The sequence below is a fragment of the Corynebacterium sp. c25Ua_89 genome (genome assembly GCF_047459735.1).
In the GTDB taxonomy this organism is placed as follows: domain Bacteria; phylum Actinomycetota; class Actinomycetes; order Mycobacteriales; family Mycobacteriaceae; genus Corynebacterium; species Corynebacterium simulans.
In genome coordinates this window covers 140,391-162,307 of the sequence record NZ_JASBOD010000002.1, presented here as the reverse complement: position 1 = coordinate 162,307, position 21,917 = coordinate 140,391, and the positions used below count along the sequence as shown (strand labels likewise).

The following is a 21,917-nucleotide window of genomic DNA, read 5'->3' as shown; positions in this document are numbered from 1 at the left end:
GCGCTAGCCGACGGCCACCCCAAACAAGGTACCGATTCCATAGGTTACGGCCAGGCCCGCTCCGCCGCCGATTAGCAGGCGGATGACTGCGCGGGTGGAGTCGGTGCGGGCAAGGCGGGCAGAAATATAGCCGGTAAGCGCAAGCGCTAGGAGCGTAACCAGGGTGACGGCCCAGCCGCCTGCGGCAGAAGGCGCGATGAGGATGGCAAGCATCGGAAGCAATGCACCGGCGAGGAAGGAGACCGCTGACCAAAAGGCGGCATGCCAGGGGTTGGTGAGGTCATCGCCGTCGATGCCGAGTTCCAGCCGCAGGTGAGCATCGAGCGGGTCATTATCGGCGATTTCGTAGGCCGCGCGGCTCGCGGTTTCCACACTCATGCCGTAGCTCGCGAGCATCTCCGTGAGTTCGGCGTGCTCCTGCTCAGGGAACTCGGCGAGCTCCCAGCGTTCTTTGGCAATGAGCGCGCGCTCGGAGTCGCGCTGCGCAGACACCGAGACGTATTCGCCCAAGGCCATGGAAACTGCGCCGGAGACCGTGGCCGCAAGACCAGCGGTCAAGATTGTTTGATCGCTGGCCCCAGAACCAACGACGCCGAGCAAGAGCGCAGCGACCGATACGATGCCGTCGTTTGCGCCCAGCACGGCTGCGCGTAGTGAATTGAGCCGCGAGTTATGGCTTGCCGCGTGTGGCTCGGTGGGGTGGAGTATATCAACCATGGCCTTCACCTTTTGTCCTTTCGACTCTTATTGTCGTCGCAGGTCAAAGGGCTTGTCTAGCATGGTTAGGCTGCGCTGGCGGCGCGCAGCAGACCCTTTCCTAAGCTAGTGCTCGATACGCAGCTCCGCTAGGCGCACCTCGCCGGCTGCGTCGGAGGCGTCGAGATCCACGCGTCCAACGAACTGATAGCCGTGATCGCCCTCTGGGTCTTTGATTACCTGGCGTACCTCCCACAAGCGGGTGTCCTGGCCGGAAACACGGAAGAACTCCGGGCCACGGGCAGCGGGGCCGGAATCGATGTCGTCGTATTCGTCGAAGTAGTCGTCGAGGACTGCACCGAAGTCGGGGACTTCGTCCAGGTAGTCCAAAAGCTCGGCCAGCCGATCCTCTTTTTCGAGCGCGAAAAGCTGCACCAAACGGAAGAAGTAGTTGCGCACCATGATGCTAAACGCGCGGCGGTTGGACGTTAGGGCAGAAGGGTCCTCAACGCCGAAGGCCAGCTCGCGCTCCAGGTCTTCCTGGGAAATCGGCGAATCCTCGCCGGCCATCTGAGCCCACTCGTCCACGAGGGAGGAATCCACCTGGCGGATGAGCTCGCCGAGCCAAACGATGACGTCGGCAAGCTCCTCGCTCATGTATTCCTCCGGGATGGACTGCTTGAGCGTGCGCCAGGCGTCCGTGAGGTAGCGCAGGATAACGCCCTCGGAGCGCGCCAAGCCGTAGGTGGCCACCAGGTCCGAGAAGGTCATGGCGTTTTCCAACATGTCGCGGACCACGGACTTCGGGCGCAGCTCAAACTCCTTGACCCACGCGTTGGTCTCCGCGAAGGTGTCATAGGCCTGCTCGAGCAGCTCCTCCAGCGGCTTTGGCCAGGTGATGTCCTCAACGATGGCCATGCGCTCGGTGTAATCGACGCCGTCGGCCTTCAGCGCGGCAATTTCCTCGCCGCGGCGCTGCTTCTGCTGGGCCACGAGCACCTGGCGCGGGTCATCGAGGATCGCCTCAAAAACGGAAATGACGTCTAAGGTGTAGGTCTCAGACTCTGGGTCCAGCAGCGTGAGTGCAGCGAGAGCAAAAGGTCCAAGCGGCTGGTTCAGCGCGAAGTCTCGAGGTAGTTCGCGGACCAAGTGATAGGGCCGGCCGTAGATGTCCAGGCCCTTGGTGGACTTTTGCACCACGCCGGAGTTCAGCAGGCCGCGGAAGAGCTCGATGGCGGTCAGGATGTCCTGGTTCTGCTTGCTGCGGGTGTCATGGTTGGTACGCAGCAGGTGCTTCATGTGCTCGTACCCGTTGCCGTGGCGGGAGAGCACGTTGAGCAGCATCGAGTTCGAGACCCGGAACTGCGAAGTCAGCTGCTCCGGCTCGGCCTCGGTCAGGCGGGCGAAGGTCTTCTCGGACCACGAGACCTCGCCATCGCGCGGGGACTTCTTCTTAAGCTTCTTCAGCCGCGCCGGGTCGTTGCTGAGGCGACGCCGCGCCTTGGCGTTTTCGATCTCGTGCTCCGGGGCCTCAACGATGACGGTGCCCTCGGTGTCATAGCCCGCGCGGCCCGCGCGGCCGGCAATCTGGTGGAACTCGCGGGATTTTAAAATGCGTTGGCGTTGACCATCGAACTTGGCCAGGCCGGTCATCAGCACCGTGCGAATCGGCACATTGATGCCCACACCCAGGGTGTCGGTTCCACAGATGATCTTAAGCAGCCCCTGCTGCGCAAGCCTCTCGACGAGGCGGCGGTACTTCGGCAACATACCCGCGTGGTGGACGCCGATGCCGCGACGCAAAAGCTTGGACAAGTCGCGGCCGAAGGCGGTGGAAAAACGGAAGTGCGCCAGCTCCTTGGCAATAGCTTCCTTTTCCTCCGGCGTGATGATGCCAGATAGGGAAGTCAGCGCTTGGGCGCGCTCGGCGGCCTCACGTTGGGAGAAGTGCACCACATAGACCGGCGCCTTACCGGAGGAGAGGATTTCCTCGATGGTCTCGTGAACCGGGGTAAACACGTAGGAGAAATCCAGCGGCACCGGGCGGGTGGTGCCGGCCACCAGCGTGGTTTCGCGGCCGGTGCGCTCGGTTAAGTCCTTTTCCAGCCAGCCGGTATCGCCCAGGGTGGCGGACATCAGCAGGAATTGCGTCTTTGGCAGCTCCAGCAGTGGCACCTGCCAGGCCCAGCCGCGGTCCGGCTCGGAGTAGTAGTGGAACTCGTCCATGACTACCTGATCGATGGCAGCATCAGCGCCGTCGCGAAGCGCAATGTTCGCCACAATTTCTGCCGTGGCGGCGATGATGGGCGCATTGCCGTTGACCGTGGCGTCGCCCGTCATCATGCCTACGTTCTCGGCGCCGAAGATCTCGCACAGGGCGAAGAACTTCTCGGAGACCAAAGCCTTAATCGGCGCGGTATAGAAACTGCGCTGGCCACGCGCCAAGGCGATGAAGTGCGCGGCATTTGCCACCATGGACTTGCCGGAGCCCGTGGGCGTGGCAAGGATGACGTTATCGCCAGCGAGGATGCCCAGCGAGGCCTCCTCTTGGGCTGGGTACAGCGAAATGCCGCGCTGCGTGGTCCAGCTAGTAAAGGTATCCCAAATCGCCTCGTCAACGAGGGAATCAGGAACTTCGGCGAGATCGGGCAGCAGCTGAGAAAGATTCACCTTCCCTACATTAGGGGATGAAGGCGCCGCCGTGTGGAAAGAGGCTAGTTCTCGCCTTCCTGATTATCTTCGTCATCTTCTGCAGCGCGATCGGCGGCATCTTCGCGGTCATCGATCTCGCTGTCCAGAACCTCGTGGCGCTGCTCGGAATCACCGTCCAGGTTCGCTAGGAAAGCCTGGAACTCCGCACTGATTTCCTCGCCGGAGGGCACGGATTCCTCACCCGGCAGCAAAGCATTCGGGTGCTCCTTGCGGTAACGCTCGTGGTAATGGTCATACTGCTGCTCGAGCTGCTGGACCACGGAGGAAACCTCCTCGGAGTCCATGACCTGTTCCTCGAGCTGCTGGTTCACGCGCGTGATGTCTTCTTCTAAGCTGCGCAGAGGCAGGTTGAGGCCTGCGGCATTCGACACCGAGTTCAGCAGGGAGAAAGTACCCTGCGGATACGGTGAGGAAGCCAGGTAATGCGGGACCGAAACGGTAAAGCCAGCGACGTTGCGGCCCTTTTTATCCAGTGCCTTTTCCAGGAAGAGGGCGGCTGAGCCCGGAACCATCATGGTCTGCTCAATCTTCATCATGCGGCCTACCAACTCAGGGGAGTTGCCGTGCGCAGTAATCACCGTGGGGCGCGTATGCGGAACTGGCATCGGGGCGGCGTAGAGAACGATGGTGTCGTGTACATCGAACTTCTCTGCAATGCCCACGACGGCCTCGGTGAATGCCTCCCAGCGCAGGTCCGGCTCAGGGCCGGAAAGCAGCAGGAAAGACTTGCCGGAGTTATCGCGCAGCACCTTGATTCCGAGCTCGATGTCTTCGATTTCTACGGTGCGGTCATGGTCAATGGTGACCATGGGGCGGCGCGAGCGGTAGTCCATGAGCTCGTCGCTATTGAAGGAGGCGAGCTGGCGGTTTTCCAGCGCGGCCTTCAAGTGATCGGCAGAGGCCTCCACTGCCTGGCCGGCATCGGCATAGCCGTGCATAGCCACGATCATCGTGGGACCTTTATCCTCACTGGAAGAATCCTTCACCACTGGGGCGGGGTATTCCAATTCGTAGATGCGCCTTTGATCATCATGCATGCGTGCGATACCTCCTTAACCTGTGCCCCGACAATACAGCTTCGGAAGACACTTACCGCTTTCAACACCGAGCCTTAAACAAGTATTCCTGAATTTCGCCCTTTAGGATCCTAAAAGCCCCGGATGGCAGGTGGCGTCGCGATGAGTTATCCACAGATTCGGCCGTTTGGGAAAACTGACCCTAGTGTGTGGCCCGCGCGCTCGCGCATAGTGAGTGCTATGAGCAAGCAAGGCACACATCAGCACAGCTATCCACCGATCAACACCCCGGGACACCTTTTGGCCAACCTGCCAGGAGTGCTCGGGTTCTATCCCACCGATTCCGTAGTCTTTCTAACCTTCGAGCCTTCCCCACACGGCATAGCGTTGGGCCCCGTCGCACGCGTGGACTTCGCGGACGCCAAGGCGGCGACGGAGGAAGTCTGGCAGACAATTACCACCGACCGCACCGAGGGCGTCTTCGCCTTCTTTATCACCCAGCGCCCACCCAGCGAAGTCGACGCATTGGCCGAGTGGATGTACGGCTTGCACAAGCACAATGACGGCATGGACATCGACGCCGCCTGGCATACCCCGGAGATCATCACTGGCGGCAGCTATGAAATCCTCTTCGGCGCCGTCAACCACGAGGGCAAGGGGCCGATGAAGAATTGGCAGGAAGGAAAGATTCCACCGCTGACTTCTGCGCCCACCATGCACCACTGCGTGGATAAGGACTTTATCCCAGAGCTAACGCGCGAGGAGCTCTACGCCAAGCTCGCGCCGGGCAATAACCAGGTAGGAACGGTGTTGGGCCGCGAGATTGCAGAGCGCGCACGGGCCGCGGCACAGCAATTCCGCGAGGACATCGAGCTTTACGAGGATGACCCAGAGGTAGCGCTTGAGGAGTTCCTGGATGATGCGTGGTGGCAGCTGCGCGCGGTGCAGGATTTACACGCCACGCTTGGCGACGTCGAGGCTCTCGAGACCGCCGCCACCTGGCTGGCCACCACGTGGTCGCGCGACCTGGTCATCGAGAAGCTCTGCGAGCGGCCGGACAAAGCGGCCATCCTGATGCTGGCCACGGCGAAGACCTTCGAGGGAGTCATCCGCTATAACGCGCTGGTGCTTTATGCCATCGCGCAGCTGCAGATGGAGCGCTACCAGCTGGCAGGGCCAGCGCTGAATATCCTGTTGGAGGAGGCCCCAGAGCATACCTTCGGCAATCTGGTCCACCAGCTCTACCGCAAGGGACTAGCAAGCCAGCTGACCGAAGCTCTGCGCCATTCCTCTGGGGTTGCGCGTTCCATGGCGCTGCAAGCCCGGGACGGCAAAGTGGCTTAGCGCTTGGCGGAATGAGCCTTATCACCGAGCTGCTTGGTGAAGTTCCAGGCATCGGTGACGATGGTGCGCAGATCCGTGCGGGTGGGGTTCCAGCCCAGTTCGGCCTTGATCTTCTCGGAGGACGCCACCAGGGTGGCTGGGTCGCCGGCGCGCCGGGGTGCAATTTCTGCCGGGATTTCGTGGCCGGTGACCTCGCGGCACATCTCGATGACCTGCTTGACGGAGTAGCCATCGCCGGAGCCCAAGTTGTAGATGCGGTGGGTGCCCGGCTCGTTGCTTTCCAACGCGAGCAGGTGCGCCTCGGCGAGGTCGCGGATGTGGATGTAATCGCGCACGGCGGTGCCATCGGTGGTGGGGTAATCATCGCCGAACATGAAGATCTTGTCGCGGTGGCTCAAAGCTACCTGCAGCACCAGCGGAATCAGGTGGGTCTCCACCTCGCGGTTTTCGCCGATGAGGCCGTAAGCGCCCGCGACGTTGAAGTAGCGCAACGAAGTAGCGCCTAGGCCATAAGCCTTGGCGAAGGAGGTGATGATGTAGTCGATGGACAGCTTAGACGCGCCATAAGGGTTGGTGGGCTGGGTCGGCATGTCCTCGGTGATAGGCACCTGCTGCGGCTCGCCGTAGGTGGCGGCGGTAGAGGAGAAGACGAGGTTGTTGACACCGTGAGCGCGCATGGCGTTGAGCAGCTTCAGGGAGGTGACAACGTTGTGCTCCCAGTAGTCGGCAGGGATTTCCACCGACTCGCCAACCAGTGAGCGGGCGGCGAAGTGGACAACTCCGTCGAAGCCGCCCTCGGAAAGCACCTCATCGGCAACGTCGGCGACGTCGCCTTCTACCAGGCGCGCGTTCGCCGGAACTGCCTCGCGGTTGCCGGTTGTGAAGTTATCGATGATGGTGACTTCGTGGCCTGCTTCCAGCAGAACCGCCGCGCAGACGGAACCGACGTAGCCTGCGCCGCCAGTGACTAGGAGCTTCATTTACTTCACCTCAATGCGGATAGCGTGTGCCAGATCGTCGAGCAACTCAATCTTGGCGCCTGATTCGGTGGTAAGGGTCACCGCACCGTTGGCGTTGACCACGGTGACGGGCGCGCCCACGACGACGCCGGCTGCGTTGATATCACGGAAGGTGGCGGAATCTACCTGCAGGATCTCGTTAATCTGCGTGATAGTAGCTTTGGTCTCTACGCCGTTGGGAAGGTCGATGGCGCGGGTGCCGCTCGGTACCTCGCCAACCTCGATGCCTAATTGATCCAACGCCGGGATGGGGTTGCCGAAGGGGGAGCGGGTGGCGTCGGAAAGCACGGCGACAACGCGCTTTTCTACTTCCTCGCTCATGACGTGCTCCCAGCGGCAGGCTTCGTCGTGGACCTTGTGGATGTCGAGCCCCAGGACGTCGGTAAGCAAAAGCTCCGCGAGGCGGTGCTTGCGCATCACGGCCGTGGCGAGCTCGCGGCCCTGGGCGGTGAGGTCGAGGCTGCGGTCGGTGCGCACGTGCAGCAGTCCATCGCGTTCCATGCGTGCAACGGTCTGAGATACCGTGGGCCCTGACTGCTCAAGGCGCTCGGCGATACGCGCGCGCAGGGGCGTGATGCCTTCTTCCTCGAGCTCGTAGATGGTACGCAGGTACATTTCAGTGGTATCAACTAGGTCCCTCACGTGGGCATACCTTTCTGCACGATGGTGAAAGGCGCGGTGAGCAAAAAGGCCGGAACGCACCTTTCGGTGCGGTCGACATGGCTCGCGGCGCCTTCGAACAATAACTAAACAATACCGCACTTTGCCGAGCCTGCTTCCGAAAGGGATAAACGCATCTCTTGCTTTCGGCGCGGTGCAATTTCACATATTCTACCTATAAAAGATCGAAACCCTGTCGGCTACTGCCTATTAAAGGCGAAGTAGCTGACAGGGCGAAGAGATTTTCTCAGGAGAGGGCTAAAGATTAGAGCGCGTACTCACGCAGGCGGTCAGCACGGTTGCCGTCACGCAGCTTGGCCATGACCTCGCGCTCAATCTGGCGCACACGCTCACGGGAAAGGCCGAACTTGCGGCCAATCTGATCCAGGGTGCGCGGGACACCGTCGTCCAAGCCGTAGCGCAGGCGGATGACGTCCTGCTCGCGCTCCTCAAGGGTGTCGATGACACCGCGGATATCGGAGTGACGCATGGCCGCCACAACGGCGGATTCGGCGTCGGTAGCTTCGGCGTCCTCGATGAAGTCTCCCAGTGGTGCTTCCTCATCGGTGCCCACCGGCATGTCGAGTGAGACAGGATCGCGGGACTGACGCAGCAGCATCTCGATCTTGGATTCCTCGATGCCGGACTCTTCAGCCAGCTCCTCATTGGTGGCCTCGCGGCCTAGGGACTGGTACATCTCACGCTTGATGCGGGAGAGCTTGTTGACCTGCTCTACCAGGTGGACTGGCAGACGGATGGTGCGGGACTGGTCAGCCATACCGCGGGTAATGGCCTGACGGATCCACCAGGTGGCGTAGGTGGAGAACTTAAAGCCCTTGGCGTAATCAAACTTCTCCATGGCGCGGATAAGGCCCAGGTTGCCTTCCTGGATGAGATCCAGAAGTGGCATGCCGCGGCCGGTGTAGCGTTTCGCAAGCGAAACGACGAGTCGGAGGTTTGCCTCCAGCAGGTGGGAGCGTGCCTTCTTGCCTTCCCGGACCAGAATTTTGAGATCACGCTTTTCGGCGCGGGTGACCTTTTCTGCATTCGCCAGCTTGTATTCGGCGTAGAGACCAACCTCGATGCGCTGGGCGAGTTCTACCTCATCTTCAGCGCTAAGCAGTGCGGTCTTGCCGATGCCGTTGAGATAAACACGGACCAAGTCGGCGGAAGGGTTGTCATTGGTCTGGTTGCGGCGTGAGCCGCGGTCTACCTCCGGCTCCTCTTCATTTGAATTGTTTCCAAGGTCAGCGGCCTTGGTGTGGGACTTTTCAGCCATCTCTAGCCTCCTGAGGTTGCGGCTTTGTACATGAGGTACAACGAAGCGCTTGCGCGTTTAGTTCCCCGGGTTAGAAAATTATTCAAAAGTAGTGCAGACATAAAGGAGGCCCTCCCCGCATACGGGGGAGGGCTCACTCATGGCATGGGCAGTTTGACCTTGCAGTTGGCCATTGGGGCCGGCTAGCTACGCACTTTGACCAAGTATCGGTAGATGGTCGGCTCGGAGACTCGAAGGCGCTCTGCCGCGGCGGCGATTCCGCCCTTCAAGAGGAAGAAGCCGCTATCTTCGAGGGCGCGAACGACCTCGATGCGCTCGTCGCGCTGCATGCGTCGGACAGGCACGGACTGGGTAGAAATCGCGGAATCCAGCATGGAGTCCAACAGGTTCTCTACGTTGTCGCGCAACGATTCGCTGACCGTTTCCTCTGGCTCTGGCTGTGGGGCCACGGCAGCCTGGGCTGCGTGTGCTCCCGGGTAGCTGCCGAAGGCTTGGGTCTTGTCCGGCGCTTCTTCCGTGTTGCCGATGAGGGAGCTGGCGGCGTTGCGGATTGCTACGAGATCCGAGATGTCGACGTTGATGCACAGCATGCCGCGCATGTGGCCCGTCTCATCACGCAGGAAGTAGCTAGAGGAGTGGCAAATCTTGCCCTCCGCGTTGACGGCCCGGTAGCCGGTCATCATGGGGACGGCGGAGGCGTCGCCTTGTTTCATAAACCACAGGGCGAAATCAGTTACAGGCCCGCCAATCTGGCGGCCGGAGATGTGGCCGTTCGCAATGGCGATGATTGACTGATCTGGGACATCGAGATCGTGCAGAACGATTTCAGTGTTTGGGCCCATGGCCTGGCCTAGAAATTCGACGAGTGGTACGTACTGCCCGAGGAAATCTTGGTCTATGCCATGACTGTTGAGTTCATTCATCAGCTGAAGCATGTCCTTTAAGTTCCTGACACTTCAAGAAAGTTGAATAGATATTAACACGACAAAAAGCGGGTAAACACGAGGGGCCAAGCGCTGTGTTCACCCGCTCAAGGTGTGCCTTACGGCAGTATTAGCCGCAGACTGGGATAGGTGGGTGGATAGCCAGTGCAAGGCCACCCTGGGAGGTCTCGCGGTACTTGGCGTTCATATCCTTACCCGTCTTGTACATCGTCCAGATGACGTCATCGAGGCTGACGCATGGCTTGGACTCGCGCTCAAGGGCCATGCGGGCGCTGGTGATGGAGTCAACTGCAGCGACGGCGTTGCGCTCGATGCACGGAATCTGTACCTGGCCCAGAACCGGGTCACAGGTCAGGCCAAGCTTGTGCTCCATAGCGATTTCGGCTGCGATGCAGACCTGCTCTGGGGTAGCGCCCATGAGCTGAGCCAGGCCGCCAGCGGCCATGGAACAGGCGACGCCGACCTCGCCCTGGCAACCAACCTCTGCACCCGAGATGGATGCATTCATCTTGTACAGCGAAGCAATCTGGTTGCAGGCGAAGATGTAGTCGGAGAACATCTCCTCGGTGACCGGCTCAACGAACTTGTCGTAGTAGGCGATGACTGCTGGGACGATGCCGCAAGCGCCGTTGGTAGGAGCGGTGACCACGCGGCCACATGAAGCGTTTTCCTCGGAGATAGAAAGCGCGAACATGTTGACCCAGTCGAGGATGTTGAGGCCATCGTGCGGCTCATCCTTTTCCAGCATGCGGCGCAGAGCAGCAGCGCGGCGCGGGACGAGGAGCTGGCCAGGCAGCGGGCCGTCGGTTGATGAGCCACGCTCGATGCCGGTGTACATGACATCGCGGACCTTGCGCATGTGCTCTTTGACCTCTTCTTCGGTGGCGTGTGCCAGCTCGTTGGCCATGCCCAGCTCCGGAAGAGTCAGGTTGTGCTGCTCGCAAAGGTCGAGCATTTCCTGTGCACTTGCGTAGGCGTAAGGAACCTTGACGTTGTCCTCGCCGCGCTTGGCGAAGTCTTCCTGGGAGACGATGAAGCCGCCGCCGATGGAGTAGTAGGTCTTGTGGAGCAGCTCTTCATCACCGTTGAAGGCGATGAGGCACATGCCGTTCTCGTGCATCGGCAGGTACTCGTTGTGGAAGTAGAAGCCGCCTTCCTTCGGGAAATCGACCTCGCGGGTACCGCCGAGCATGAGCTTCTCGGAGGTGCGAACGTTCTTTACGAATTCGTTGATGCCGTCGATGTCTACGGTCTCTGGCACCTCGCCGGCCAGGCCCAGGAGGATGGCCTTATCAGTGGAGTGGCCGATGCCGGTAAGCGAGAGGGAGCCGTACACGTTAGCTTGAATGCGGGTGACGTGGTCGAAGATGTCCTTTTCTTTGAGCTCATCTACGAACGCCTTACCAGCCTTCATTGGGCCAAGCGTGTGTGAGCTTGAGGGGCCGATGCCGATCTTGAACATATCGAAAATGCTGATGAACATTGCTTTTCCTTGAATCTTCCGAGGGGGAGAGGGGGGTCCGGGGGTTTCTAGTGCTTAGAAAGCCTGGACGATGGTGTAGAGGATGGTGGCGACAGCTACCAGGCCCATGAAGAAGACGAAGTAGTTGGAAGCCTGGCCCTTGAAGCGCTGCAGTGCAGGAACCTTGTGGATTGCCCACATCGGGATGAGGAAGAGGATGAGTGCAATCGTCGGGCCGCACAGGGTCTCAATCATGCCCAGGATGGATGGGTCTGCCCAAGCGGTCAACCATGCGGTAATCAGCATGAAGATGAGGGTGATGGTGCCGAGCTTGCGAGCGGTTGCAGCGTCGTCCTTGTCGAGGTTCTTGTTGCCCTTGAGGATGAGGCCTTCGAAGCCCTCAGCAGCGCCGAGGTAGTGGCCGAGGAAGGACTTTGCAACAGCAATCATTGCGATAATCGGTGCAATCCACTGGATGATTGGGGTATCGAAGTGGTTAGCCAGGTAGGACAGGATGGTGATGTTCTGGGCCTTTGCTTCTGCCATGTCGGCCGGCGACAGCGACAGTGCGCAGGAGAAGACGAAGAACATAACGACGACGACCATCAGGATTTCTGCGCGCAGCAGGGTGGTGCGTGCCTTGACCTCAGCGAACTTGCCGTAGGTCTCGCGGCGGTCAACTGCGAAGGAGGAAATCATCGGGGAGTGGTTGAAGGAGAAGACCATAACCGGAACCAGGAGCATCAGGGTGACGCCCAAGCTGTGGCCGGAAGCTTCACGGGCAACGTTCAGGTCGAAGGAATCGAACAGTGCGGTGTTCCACTTCGGGATGAGGTAGATGGACAGGAGGACCAGGACGGCGATGAATGGGTAGACCAGCCAGGACATGACGTGGACGATGACATCCTTGCCCATGCGGACGATGAGGATGAGGCCGCCGACGAGCAGCAGGGAGGTCAGCCAGCGGTCCGGCGGGGTGATGCCGAGCTGGTGCTCCAAGAAGGAGTTAACCGTGTTGGTGATGGTCACGGAGTAGACCAAGAGGATGGGGTAGACGGACAGGAAGTACAGGATGTTCATGAACACGCCTGCCTTGATGCCGAAGTGCTCCTCGACGACGTCGGTCAGGTCACCGGATGGCTTGGAGCTGGAGAGAACCAGGCGCGCCAGGCCGCGGTGTGCCCAGTAGGTCATCGGCAGGGCAACAACCGTCATGATGATGAGCGGGATGATGCCGCCGATGCCGGCGTTGATTGGGAGGAACAGAACGCCTGCACCGATTGCGGTGCCGAAGAGGGAGAGCATCCAGGTTAGGTCGGAGTTGTTCCACTTCGGTGCGCCGGTGGTGCCGGCGAATGGGGATTCTGCAGGATCGAATCCTGCGGCTTGTTCAGCTTTGACTGCTTTTGAGGTTTTCATGTTCTCAGGCATGTTTGGCTCATTCTCCGGATGGTTAGCGGTGTCTTTCCGCAAGACTGAGTGAGACATTTTTTGGTCTCCTTGATGTCTCTAGTTGATCGACCGAAGCCTTAGAGCTTGGCGCAACTTTGCAAGTCTTGAGAATTTTCTCGCGGCTACAATTTTGCAACTGCAGTTGGACTTTTTAACTCTGTGTCCTGCAGCTTCAGCCCTTGTTGCTTCGCTGTGTCTTTATCATAAGCCTGCTTGGAGAAGATTTGATAATAAATTATCGCATTGCAAGTACGTTTTTTATCACTCCCTTAAAATTTGAGTTTTGCGCCAGATTGTGCTTTGTTCAACACTCTAAATTAAACAATGAACTACGTCACAGACAAAAAGAAAAAGCGCAGGTAAAAGCACCTGCGCTCGGATGTATTAATCGCCCCTTGGGGTTAATTGATCCCCTTTAAGTTTCCACCAGAACGGTGAAAGGGCCTTGATTGACGGATGCAACTTCCATCATCGCGCCGAACTTTCCGGTCTCAACGTGGACGCCGCGTGCAAGAAGTCTTGCAATGATTTTCTCAATCACAGGCTCTGCTGCATCCCCGGGCGCGGCATCAGACCAAGAGGGGCGGCGTCCCTTAGCAGTCTTGCCATAGAGCGTAAATTGGCTAACTACCAGCACGGGAGCGCCTGCTTCCTCGACGGATTTCTCGCCTTCGAGGATGCGTAGCTCGGCAATCTTGCGCGCCATCTTCTCTATCTTGGCTTCTAGCTCTGCAGTATTTACTGCAGTGTCTTCGCGTGATACTCCCACAAGTGCGAGGAGCCCGCCGGTTTCTGGGCAGTCGATAGCCCCTACGACCTCGCCATCTACGATCACTGAAGCGCTGGATACTCGGGTTAAAACTGCGCGCATTAGTCTTCCTCCTCCGCAGTTAGGTTTTGGCCGGCAGCGACCGCGCCTGCCTCGAGGTTGCAGAACGGGGCCAGCTCGGTGGGGATAATGAGGCCGTGGCGGATGAGGTCAACCATGGCCGGCAGCGCGGAGGCCACCAGCTCCTCCTCATCGAAGCCCTGGGCTGCGGCATAGAGCTCGATGGTCTCGCCAAGGGAGAGCCCCGCTGGGTTTAAGCCGGCGACGATGGCCGCGATGTGCTTGTCGACGTCGTGGGACCAGCGTGGGCCCTCCGTGCGGGTAAGGCGCAGCGCGGCGGGGGAAAAGCCCATGCCCAACTCGGCGTCGGGAAGCTGCACGTCCTCGCGGGCCACGCCGGGGCGGACCTGGAAGTGCTTGGTCTCTAGCTCGCCCGGGACAAGACCTCGCAGCCAGGCCACGCGCGCGAAGTATTCCTCTACTTCTGGGCCTAGGGGATCGGTGAAAGGCTGCGGCATGTACTCGGCGAGGACGTCGGAAGGCTCGTCATCGTCGATGCGCTGGATGGCCACAAAACCAAAGCCTATGCCGGTGACGTCGTGCTCGTTAAAGTGCTCAAGCCAAAGCCGGGCACGCTCGCGGCCGAGGTCGCTGCGAACGTCCACTGACTCGTCCTTGAGCCAGGTGGAGACGTAGAGGGCAGGGTCGGCGACGTCGCGCTGGATTATCCAGGCGGCCACGCCCTTTTCCGGCAGCCAGGAGGCCACGCGCTGCTGCCAGGACTGCTCGCCTTGGTGGACCCATGCTCCCAAGATGTGTGCGCTGCCGCCTGGTGCGAGGTGCTCGACTGCCTGGGAGACCACGAGCTCGCTGGCGCCGTCCAGGTTTAGCCCGGAGTCGCGGTAGATGTGGCCGACTTCCGGCAGGCCCACCACGAAAGGCGGGTTGGCCACGATGCGATCGAAGCGGCGGCCGGCTACAGGTTCAAACCAGGAGCCCTGTAGCAGCTCGACCTTTTCTTCTGCCGCGGGGCCTGCGGCGGCCAGCGTGGCGCGCGCGAGGTCCAGAGCGCGGGAGTGGAGGTCGGTGGCGGTGACGTGGGCGGCGGTGGAAAGCTGGCCGAGCAGCTGTACGCCGGAGCCGGTGCCTAGGTCTAATGCGGTCTCCACCGGGGTAAGCGGCGTCGATTGCAAAAGCGAGAGGCTCGCCGCTCCCACGCCGAGCACGTGCTCGGAGCCCGGGACGTGGTCCACCAGGGAAGCATCCACGTCAGAGAAGACCAGGCGGTTGGTGCCGACGATGATGTGTGGACGGATGTCATAGGCAATGTAGGCATTGCCGGACTCGTCCAGCTGCGCCACGCCTGCATCCATGAGCTTGGTAGCAAGGCGGGCGCCGAGGACGTCGGAAAGCTGCGTCGGAGCCACGGCCTCGTGCAGGATAAACAGGCGGATTAGTGCGTCCAAGGTGGTATCACCCGCAGCGCCCAGGGCCACGGCGGCCGGCTCGCCGCGGTGAAGCGCCTCGGTGTACTCGGGGCCCAAGTGCCCGGCGATGCCGTCGGCGGTGAAATCGTGGGAGCTTAAGAACTCGCCAAGCTCCGCGGCGACGGCAGCGACGGGGAGCTCGGGATTGAAGTCAGGTCCAAATTTAGTCATTGTCTTTTTCTCCAGCCTTATTTCTTTATCTGTTTATCTATGCCGATTATTGCGAGTCATCGTCATGATCGATGGTCTCGGCAGACCGCTGCTCGATGCCCTCGCGCTTGGGCTGGGCTAGTTGCTCTGCCTGCATTTGCGCCATCTGGCGGGCAAGCGCCGGCTTATAGATGTTCTTTTCGCGCTTGTCCTTGCGCTGGCCCTGCGCGTTACCAATTACCACGGCGATCCACGGCAGCGGGAAGGTAACGGCGATAATTAAGGTGCCGGCGAGCCAGGCGTCGAAGAAGTACATGAGCGCGCCGCCTATGAGGAGGGAGGGCACGCGCAGAAACTGCAGGATGGAATAGATGACTTCGCGCCGATGCAACTGTTGGCCCGGGGAGAGCTGGGCGGTGGTGATGAGGTGGGCTTCGCGGCGTCGGAAAGGGCGCGCCCATCCGCGCCGCCCCGTTTGTGGGGTGCCGGAGGAATTTCGGCTTAACCTATCGCGCGAGTTCTTGGGGGACATGCGTACAAGGGTAGACGGGCGAGGTGCGAACTTCGACACCGATGCGGCATGATTGGTGGAGTGAGTACGACGACTAAGACGATTGAACGCCCCGACGTCCGCGAGGACACGTCCACTTCTGATGACACCCCGAAGTTCTTTCATTACGTAAAGAAAGACCAGATTTTGGACTCCGCAGTCAACGGTAAGTACGTCGTTGCGCTGTGTGGCGAGACCTTCCCCGTAACCAAGCAGGCAAAGCCCGGCTCCCCGGTATGCCCGGATTGTGAGCGCGTGTACAAGGGCCTGCGCCGCAAGTGAGCCGCCCGGTGAGTAATTCTGTGTCCCGCAACCCCAGAAGATTCGCCAACAACGGAAAGCTACGCGCCTGGCAGCAGGCCGCCCTCGACAAGTTCCTCGCCAAGAAGCCGCAGGACTTCATGGCCGTGGCAACGCCTGGCGCGGGTAAGACCACCTTCGCGCTGCGCATTGCCACGGAGCTGATGGAAGACCGCACGGTCGAGCGCGTCATCGTCGTGGTGCCTACTGAACACCTGAAGATTCAGTGGTCCCAGTCGGCCGCGCGCGTGGGCTTGGCGCTGGATCCGAACTTCTCGAATTCTTCTGCCGTGAACCCGGCGATGGATGGCATCGTGGTGACCTATGCCCAGGTGGGCATGCACCCGTTCAAGCACCGCGCGGTGGCTTCGGCGCGCCGTACGTTGGTGATTCTGGATGAGATCCACCACGCCGGTGACTCCAAGAGCTGGGGCGACGGCGTGCGCGAGGCTTATGACGACGTCGAGCATCGCTTGGCGCTTACCGGTACGCCTTTCCGTTCGGATGACTCGCAGATTCCTTTCGTGCGCTACGAGGAGGACGGTGAGGGCCACCTGGTCTCTCGCTCGGATCACGCCTATAATTATGGCGATGCGCTTCGCGACGGCGTCGTGCGCCCCGTTGTGTTCTTGTCTTACTCGGGCGAGGCGCGCTGGCGTGACTCCGCGGGTGAGGAATACGCCGCGCGTCTGGGCGATATCTTGAACCCTGAGCAGACAGCCCGTGCATGGAAGACGGCGCTGGACCCGAAGGGCGAGTGGATCCCGGCGGTGCTGCAGGCCGCACACACGCGTCTTATGCAGATGCGCCGCAACATGCCGGACGCCGGCGGCCTGGTGCTGGCTACCGATACGCAGACCGCGCGTGCCTACGCGAAGCTGCTGAAGCAGATTTCCTCGACCCCGGTCTCGGTGATTTTGTCCGATGACCCGGGCTCCTCGGACCGCATTGAGGAGTTTTCCAAGTCCACCGACGAGTGGATGGTGGCAGTGCGCATGGTCTCTGAGGGCGTCGACGTCCCGCGCCTAGCGGTTGGCGTTTACGCCACCTCGGCCTCGACTCCGCTGTTCTTCGCGCAGGCAATCGGCCGCTTCGTGCGATCGCGTATGCCTGGTGAGACCGCCTCGGTGTTCCTGCCTTCCGTGCCGGTGCTGCTGGGCCTGGCTGAGAACATGGAAAAGGAACGCAACCATGTCCTGGGTGAGGAAAAGAGCCCCGATAAAGAGGGCTGGGACGACGAGCTATTGGCGGAGGCCAATACTAAGAAGTCTGAGCCCGACATGCTTGAGCCCTCTTACGAGGCCCTCGGTGCTGAGGCGGAATTTTCCGGCTTACTGTTTAACGGCTCGCAGTTCAACACCGGCGACATCACCGAAGACGTCGACGCGGACTTCCTGGGCATTCCTGGGCTTCTCGACGCCGACCAAGTCAAGGACCTGCTGCGCAAAAAGCAGTCGGAGGAACTCGACCGCCGCGAAGCAGAGGAGAAGGCGCGCCGGGCTGCTGAGGCCGCTGAGGAACAGCGCCGCAAGCTCTACGGCATGCAGTACGCCCCGAAGCGCCGTGAGGAACCAGCCAACAACCAAGAATCCACCGGCGTGGTGGATGAGATTGGCAACCTGCGCAAGGAGCTCAACACCGTTGTCTCCATTACCGCGCAGCGCACCGGCCGCCCCCACGGCGCCATTCACACTGAGGTGCGCAAGGCCTGCGGCGGCCCACCCACCGCGCTTTGCGACGCCGAGCAACTGCGCCAGCGCATCGAGTACCTGCGCAAGTGGTAGGTGACGCGACGCGGTGCACTCCTAGCGTGGAGCGCACCCAGCGTGGGCAACTTAGTCAAAAGCAGTAGTCAAAAGCAATAGAACGATTAGCGATAACACGATTAAGGCTTGTGGGCTGCACTCAAGGAGGCCAAGCGTATGACCACCCCGAACGACCCTCACACCCCGGGCAACGGGAAGAATTCCGACAGCGCCGAAGGTGCGGTATTCCCGGCCTATGCCGGTGGTGGTGTCGGTGAACCTCAAGCCGAAAAGAAAAGCGTGATCGCTATTTGGGCTCTCGTAATCGGCATCATTGCGCTGGTGTCTTTACTCCTAGTTGTTCCACCGCTGCTGCTGGGGCCGATTGGCATCATCGTCTCCATCATCGCATTGCTAAAAGGCAAGAAGCGGCCAAAAGAGCTGCGCCGCGCCTGGATGTCCATCGCCGGCTTGATTACCTCAATTATCGCTTTAATCTTGTCCGTTGCTTTCTCGATTTACTTGTATACGCACATTGGTTGGACGATGACGCCTGACCCTGAAATGTGCACGACCATCGATGACCCAGCGCAAAAGCAAGCCTGCATGGAAGATTCTTTGAACGGCGCTACTCAAAACTAGATTGCCAGTGATTTCACAGGTTCCGTAAGTAACGTGGCCGGAAGCGATTGCAAACGCATAAGTTATTAAACGCACGTATTTGAAAAAGCACGCAATTAGGGCTGCCCCAAGGAGGCCAACCACATGACCACCCCGAACAACCCAGAGAACCCGAACAACCTGAACAACCCAGAGAACCCGGACAACGTAAAGAACCCATTTAGCAGCGACAGCACCAGCAAGCTGCCCTCCTACGGTGAGGCAACCTCCAAGGCTAACGAGGAGCGCGCTCACGACGCTGCACACGATATCGACTCTGCTAACAGCCACGGCGCCGTAAACGACCACACCGCGCACGACGCATACGCCACGGACGCTAACGCAACCGCCGCTGGCACCGGCTACCCGGCCTACGCTGGTGCTGACAGCCAGCCGGCAAAGAAGAACGCCGTTGCTATCTGGGCGATGGTCATTGGCATCATCGCGCTGCTGTCCCTGCTGCTGATTGTTCCGCCGCTGCTGCTTGGCCCAATCGGCATCATCGTCTCCATCATCGCGCTGGTCGTTGGCGGCAAGCGCCCGAAGGAGCTGCGACGCACCTGGATGTCCATCGTCGGCCTGATTACTTCCATTCTGGCTCTCGGTGGCACCATCGCCGTCATGGCCCTCGGCGTGAAGGTCCTCGGCGACACTGGCGCCGACAAGTGCCTGGAGCTGCAGGACCCTGCCCAGCAGCAGGCCTGCATGGAGGATACCCTGGGCACCGCAGCGCAGCAGTAAGGGAAATACCCACACACTGCACTAAGTAACCCCCACGAGCCCCGACCATATACGTGGTTGGAAGGCACGTGGGGGTTCTTGATGTCTCGTGGAAGTCGCAGTCGCACCGTCACTTGGCGTCGGTAAGTGCGTTTCCGAGCGGAACTAGGAGAGGGGATTAACCCTGTTTCGATAATTATTGAACGGTGTTCAAGATGCTGGGCTACGATACCTGCATGGCAAAAACCTCGACTGTGCTGATGAGTATCAAGATGCGTGCAAGCCTTGAAGGTAGGCATATCTCGGGTGCAGAACGCATCGTAGAACCGCACCTTGTTCCTCGTGTGAGCTCAGAGCTTGCTACTCGTGCGTTGCGGCACGAAAAGGGCGTGCCGGATTCCATCAACATTGCTACGAGGGCGGTTGCAGCAAGCGACATTGCTCATGTCAGTGCCTTGAAAGTTAGTACACGGGACTGCGAGAACCCGGAGTCTGCACAAACAGCGATGATAGCCGTGCTCGCTAAGAACAACCGAGTTTCCGAGAGCGCAGCCCGCCGAGGTATCGAGCTTCTGTACCGCACCCGCGATATGCGCGGTGCGAGCATCGTCTGTGCTGAAACCGGCGAGCGTCTAGACATTCATGGGCAACGTGGTGTTCGGGTGGGAACATTTGATTGGGCTGATTTCCTTTGTGCCGAGTCGAAGAACCATCGGGCTGATGCCGTTGCTTTAGCGTCCAAGGCTCTTGCTGCGCCGGGCATAGTCGCGGAAGTCTGTATTTCCGATGACCCGAGCTACACCACGGGTTATGTAGCGGTCGAAGGTTCCTATACGGCTTTGCACAACGTCAAGGCTGAAGGCGGGAAGCAAGGTGGACGTGTCTTGTTCTATTCAGGCGCACTTAGTGCGCTTCCGGCGACAGAGCAGTGGCTGCGTGAAAAGCCTGTCCTTGTGGAAGGTTCTTGGCAATGAGCCTGGAAGACTGGGCATTTAGTTCCAATGCTTCGTGGTGTGAGCGTGGTCTGGAAAGAACCGAAAAGGTCATTAGCGGTAGTCAAAGTCCGCGCACCGTGGTCGATGGGCGTGAAACGCTGCTTGCGGGATCGTCTGATTACCTGGGGCTCGGGGCGAATCGCGCGCTTGCCGACGCGGCCCACGAAGCAACGCTGCACGCCGGGGTGGGGTCAGGAGGATCGCGCCTGACCACGGGTACGAGTGATTATCATGTCGCGCTCGAGCGTGATCTGGCTGGGTTTGTTGGTGCGCCGGCAGCGCTCGTGTTCGGCTCGGGTTACCACGCCAACATGGGAGTAATCCCTGCGCTTGCTGCAGCTGCGCGAGATTGTGGCGAGAGACTTTCTATTTTCTCTGACGCTGATAATCATGCGAGCATCATCGACGGCATCCGGCTGGCCAAGTCGAGCTACCAAGGGGTCCGGTCATCTGTTTATCCGCACCTCGACGTGAAAACCTTAGAAGAGCAGCTTGCTGCCGATGCATCGGAGCGCCGATTGATTGTCAGTGACGGCGTATTTTCCATGTCCGGCGAGCTTGCGAATCTTCAGGCGCTTCAGGAACTTGCTCAGGATTACAACGCCTGGTTGATGATCGATGACGCGCATGGGATCGGCACACTTGGCAGAAATGGACGCGGCGTTTGTGAGCATTTCGATTTGTCCTTGCCGGATATCTATATCGGTACCGCGAGCAAAGCCTTAGGTGTGGCGGGCGCTTTCGTCGCGGGCAGTGAGCCACTTATCGAGCTATGCCGCCAACGCTGCCGCAGCTATATCTTCTCAACGTCCATGCCACCATCGCAGGCGGCTGCTATTAGGGCGGCGTTAGCTCTTGTTCCTTCGCGAGTGCCACGGCTTGCCCGCGTCGTGCACAACCTTCGGCAGCGTCTGCGGGCGAACGGATGGAAAGTGGTGGACTCGCCTGCACCTATTATCGTCTTGCCAGTAGGCGCTGAGGACGCAGCAATGGAGCGTGCGGCACAGGCAGCTGAAAGGGGAGTAATTGTTTCTCCGATCCGCTATCCGTCGGTACCGCTCGGACAGGCATTGCTAAGACTTACAGCTCATGCCGACTACTCCGAGGAAGATATTGCGCTCATTGTCGATGCAGTAGGCCCCGCGCCTCAATAACGAGACCGCGGCGCTCACCACAAAGTAACCATCACAATGAGAGTTAGTTCCATTAGTGCTGCCTGCCAGATTATGTGATGGCCGAAGGCACTAAACCCTGTAGCGGTAAAGATGTTGAGAAACTCTTTGGTTAGCAGCGCTACGACTATGGCGGCAAAAGCGAGGGCGCAGCCAGCATGGATGAGGATGGAGAACTGCGTGAAACCTGGCGTCTTACGCTCACACACCATGGATTGCACTAGAGGGACGGTGTCCGAAAAGTACAACGCTAGGAACACGAAGCTGAGCCAGGCCCTGTTATCGATGCTGCTGAAGCTGGTTGCATAAGTCGCCATCGCGATTACGGGAACGAGGAGCGCTGAGGCGACCGTCATGCGCCGCATTATTGACGCGTGCCCGCACACCGGCGTGGGCCATCTCGTCTTCCTGTCCATCACTAACCTCGACAAGCCCGAGAATACGAAGTTCCCGTACTACGCGGCGAAGGCGGCGCAGGATAAGCTCGTGCGTGAGACCGATCTTCCCACCTCGGTCGTCAACTCCGCGCAGCGGATGGAGTTCGTCCTCAACCCCGCCTCCCCGAGCGAGGAAGACGACACCGTCAAGGTCGAAGATTGGCTTATCAAACTCATCGCGCTTGCCGATGCCGCCCGCACTGTCGCCCACTCCGCCGTCGGCGCCCGAGGTGAAGGGCGCCGTGATTAATCGGAAGATTCGATGTTCCCAACGAACGTGGTGTCTTA

21 protein-coding genes are annotated in these 21,917 nt (G+C 59.9%); 8 read left to right on the top strand and 13 right to left on the bottom strand.

The window, feature by feature from the left end:
* Window positions 1-3: 3 nt before the first annotated feature.
* The 3 genes from QKB66_RS03565 to QKB66_RS03555 form a co-directional block, all read right to left on the bottom strand.
* On the bottom strand, window positions 4-717 hold the full coding sequence (locus QKB66_RS03565; protein WP_248091799.1) for a VIT family protein: 714 nt from the start codon (window positions 715-717) through the stop codon (window positions 4-6).
* A gap of 105 nt (window positions 718-822) precedes the next feature.
* On the bottom strand, window positions 823-3,366 hold the full coding sequence (locus QKB66_RS03560) for a DEAD/DEAH box helicase (protein WP_414252700.1): 2,544 nt from the start codon (window positions 3,364-3,366) through the stop codon (window positions 823-825).
* Between the two features lie 44 nt (window positions 3,367-3,410).
* Window positions 3,411-4,445 (bottom strand): PAC2 family protein, encoded by a 1,035-nt coding sequence (locus QKB66_RS03555; RefSeq protein ID WP_248091806.1) that lies wholly within the window; start codon window positions 4,443-4,445, stop codon window positions 3,411-3,413.
* A gap of 219 nt (window positions 4,446-4,664) precedes the next feature.
* Here QKB66_RS03555 and QKB66_RS03550 point away from each other — a divergent pair, with 219 nt between their 5' ends.
* Window positions 4,665-5,768 carry a DUF4192 domain-containing protein gene (locus QKB66_RS03550; RefSeq protein ID WP_414252699.1) on the top strand — a complete coding sequence of 368 codons (1,104 nt, stop codon included), beginning with the start codon at window positions 4,665-4,667 and terminating at the stop codon, window positions 5,766-5,768.
* Here QKB66_RS03550 and galE read toward each other — a convergent pair.
* The 9 genes from galE to QKB66_RS03505 all read right to left on the bottom strand — a co-directional run bounded on the left by galE (window position 5,765) and on the right by QKB66_RS03505 (window position 15,582).
* Entirely contained in the window at window positions 5,765-6,748 is a 984-nt protein-coding gene (galE, locus tag QKB66_RS03545) for a UDP-glucose 4-epimerase GalE (protein WP_414252698.1), read from the bottom strand. The two genes, QKB66_RS03550 and galE, sit on opposite strands and share 4 nt — an antisense overlap.
* Complete coding sequence (locus tag QKB66_RS03540) at window positions 6,749-7,429, bottom strand: metal-dependent transcriptional regulator (RefSeq protein ID WP_311518832.1); 681 nt, start codon at window positions 7,427-7,429, stop codon at window positions 6,749-6,751. It lies immediately after the preceding gene.
* A 283-nt stretch (window positions 7,430-7,712) separates the two neighbouring features.
* The gene (locus QKB66_RS03535) at window positions 7,713-8,726 is read right to left on the bottom strand and encodes a sigma-70 family RNA polymerase sigma factor (RefSeq protein WP_061922959.1); all 1,014 of its coding nucleotides are present in this window, start codon (window positions 8,724-8,726) and stop codon (window positions 7,713-7,715) included.
* A 182-nt stretch (window positions 8,727-8,908) separates the two neighbouring features.
* A complete protein-coding gene (locus QKB66_RS03530) occupies window positions 8,909-9,649 on the bottom strand; it encodes a transcriptional regulator (RefSeq protein ID WP_414252697.1) in 741 nt (246 codons plus the stop codon).
* A gap of 130 nt (window positions 9,650-9,779) precedes the next feature.
* The gene (locus QKB66_RS03525; protein ID WP_248091825.1) at window positions 9,780-11,153 is read right to left on the bottom strand and encodes an L-serine ammonia-lyase; all 1,374 of its coding nucleotides are present in this window, start codon (window positions 11,151-11,153) and stop codon (window positions 9,780-9,782) included.
* A gap of 54 nt (window positions 11,154-11,207) precedes the next feature.
* Window positions 11,208-12,563: an HAAAP family serine/threonine permease gene (locus QKB66_RS03520; RefSeq protein ID WP_062044191.1), complete on the bottom strand. Its 1,356-nt coding sequence runs from the start codon at window positions 12,561-12,563 to the stop codon at window positions 11,208-11,210.
* A 436-nt stretch (window positions 12,564-12,999) separates the two neighbouring features.
* Window positions 13,000-13,455 carry a D-aminoacyl-tRNA deacylase gene (dtd, locus tag QKB66_RS03515; protein WP_061922952.1) on the bottom strand — a complete coding sequence of 152 codons (456 nt, stop codon included), beginning with the start codon at window positions 13,453-13,455 and terminating at the stop codon, window positions 13,000-13,002.
* A complete protein-coding gene (locus QKB66_RS03510) occupies window positions 13,455-15,071 on the bottom strand; it encodes a methyltransferase (protein WP_414252696.1) in 1,617 nt (538 codons plus the stop codon). Before QKB66_RS03510 ends, dtd begins: the two co-directional genes overlap by 1 nt.
* A gap of 46 nt (window positions 15,072-15,117) precedes the next feature.
* The gene (locus tag QKB66_RS03505; protein WP_414252695.1) at window positions 15,118-15,582 is read right to left on the bottom strand and encodes a DUF3099 domain-containing protein; all 465 of its coding nucleotides are present in this window, start codon (window positions 15,580-15,582) and stop codon (window positions 15,118-15,120) included.
* Between the two features lie 48 nt (window positions 15,583-15,630).
* On the opposite strand from QKB66_RS03505, the gene QKB66_RS03500 reads away from it, so the two are divergent.
* The 6 genes from QKB66_RS03500 (at window position 15,631) to QKB66_RS03475 (ending at window position 21,174) form a co-directional block, all read left to right on the top strand.
* On the top strand, window positions 15,631-15,882 hold the full coding sequence (locus QKB66_RS03500) for a DUF3039 domain-containing protein (protein ID WP_049192065.1): 252 nt from the start codon (window positions 15,631-15,633) through the stop codon (window positions 15,880-15,882).
* Window positions 15,883-15,890: 8 nt separating this feature from the next.
* On the top strand, window positions 15,891-17,684 hold the full coding sequence (locus QKB66_RS03495) for a DEAD/DEAH box helicase (protein WP_414252694.1): 1,794 nt from the start codon (window positions 15,891-15,893) through the stop codon (window positions 17,682-17,684).
* A gap of 138 nt (window positions 17,685-17,822) precedes the next feature.
* Window positions 17,823-18,287: a hypothetical protein gene (locus tag QKB66_RS03490; RefSeq protein WP_414252693.1), complete on the top strand. Its 465-nt coding sequence runs from the start codon at window positions 17,823-17,825 to the stop codon at window positions 18,285-18,287.
* 123 nt (window positions 18,288-18,410) lie between these two features.
* Window positions 18,411-19,046 (top strand): hypothetical protein, encoded by a 636-nt coding sequence (locus tag QKB66_RS03485; protein ID WP_414252692.1) that lies wholly within the window; start codon window positions 18,411-18,413, stop codon window positions 19,044-19,046.
* Window positions 19,047-19,240: 194 nt separating this feature from the next.
* Window positions 19,241-19,999 (top strand): 6-carboxyhexanoate--CoA ligase, encoded by a 759-nt coding sequence (locus QKB66_RS03480; RefSeq protein ID WP_414252857.1) that lies wholly within the window; start codon window positions 19,241-19,243, stop codon window positions 19,997-19,999.
* Window positions 19,996-21,174 (top strand): aminotransferase class I/II-fold pyridoxal phosphate-dependent enzyme, encoded by a 1,179-nt coding sequence (locus QKB66_RS03475; RefSeq protein ID WP_414252691.1) that lies wholly within the window; start codon window positions 19,996-19,998, stop codon window positions 21,172-21,174. The genes QKB66_RS03480 and QKB66_RS03475 overlap by 4 nt, the downstream gene beginning before the upstream one ends.
* 14 nt (window positions 21,175-21,188) lie before the next feature.
* On the opposite strand, the gene QKB66_RS03470 is transcribed toward QKB66_RS03475, so the two are convergent.
* On the bottom strand, window positions 21,189-21,548 hold the full coding sequence (locus QKB66_RS03470; RefSeq protein WP_414252690.1) for a hypothetical protein: 360 nt from the start codon (window positions 21,546-21,548) through the stop codon (window positions 21,189-21,191).
* On the opposite strand from QKB66_RS03470, the gene QKB66_RS03465 reads away from it, so the two are divergent.
* Complete coding sequence (locus QKB66_RS03465) at window positions 21,547-21,879, top strand: NmrA family NAD(P)-binding protein (protein ID WP_248091844.1); 333 nt, start codon at window positions 21,547-21,549, stop codon at window positions 21,877-21,879. The two genes, QKB66_RS03470 and QKB66_RS03465, sit on opposite strands and share 2 nt — an antisense overlap.
* Window positions 21,880-21,917 lie beyond the last annotated feature (38 nt).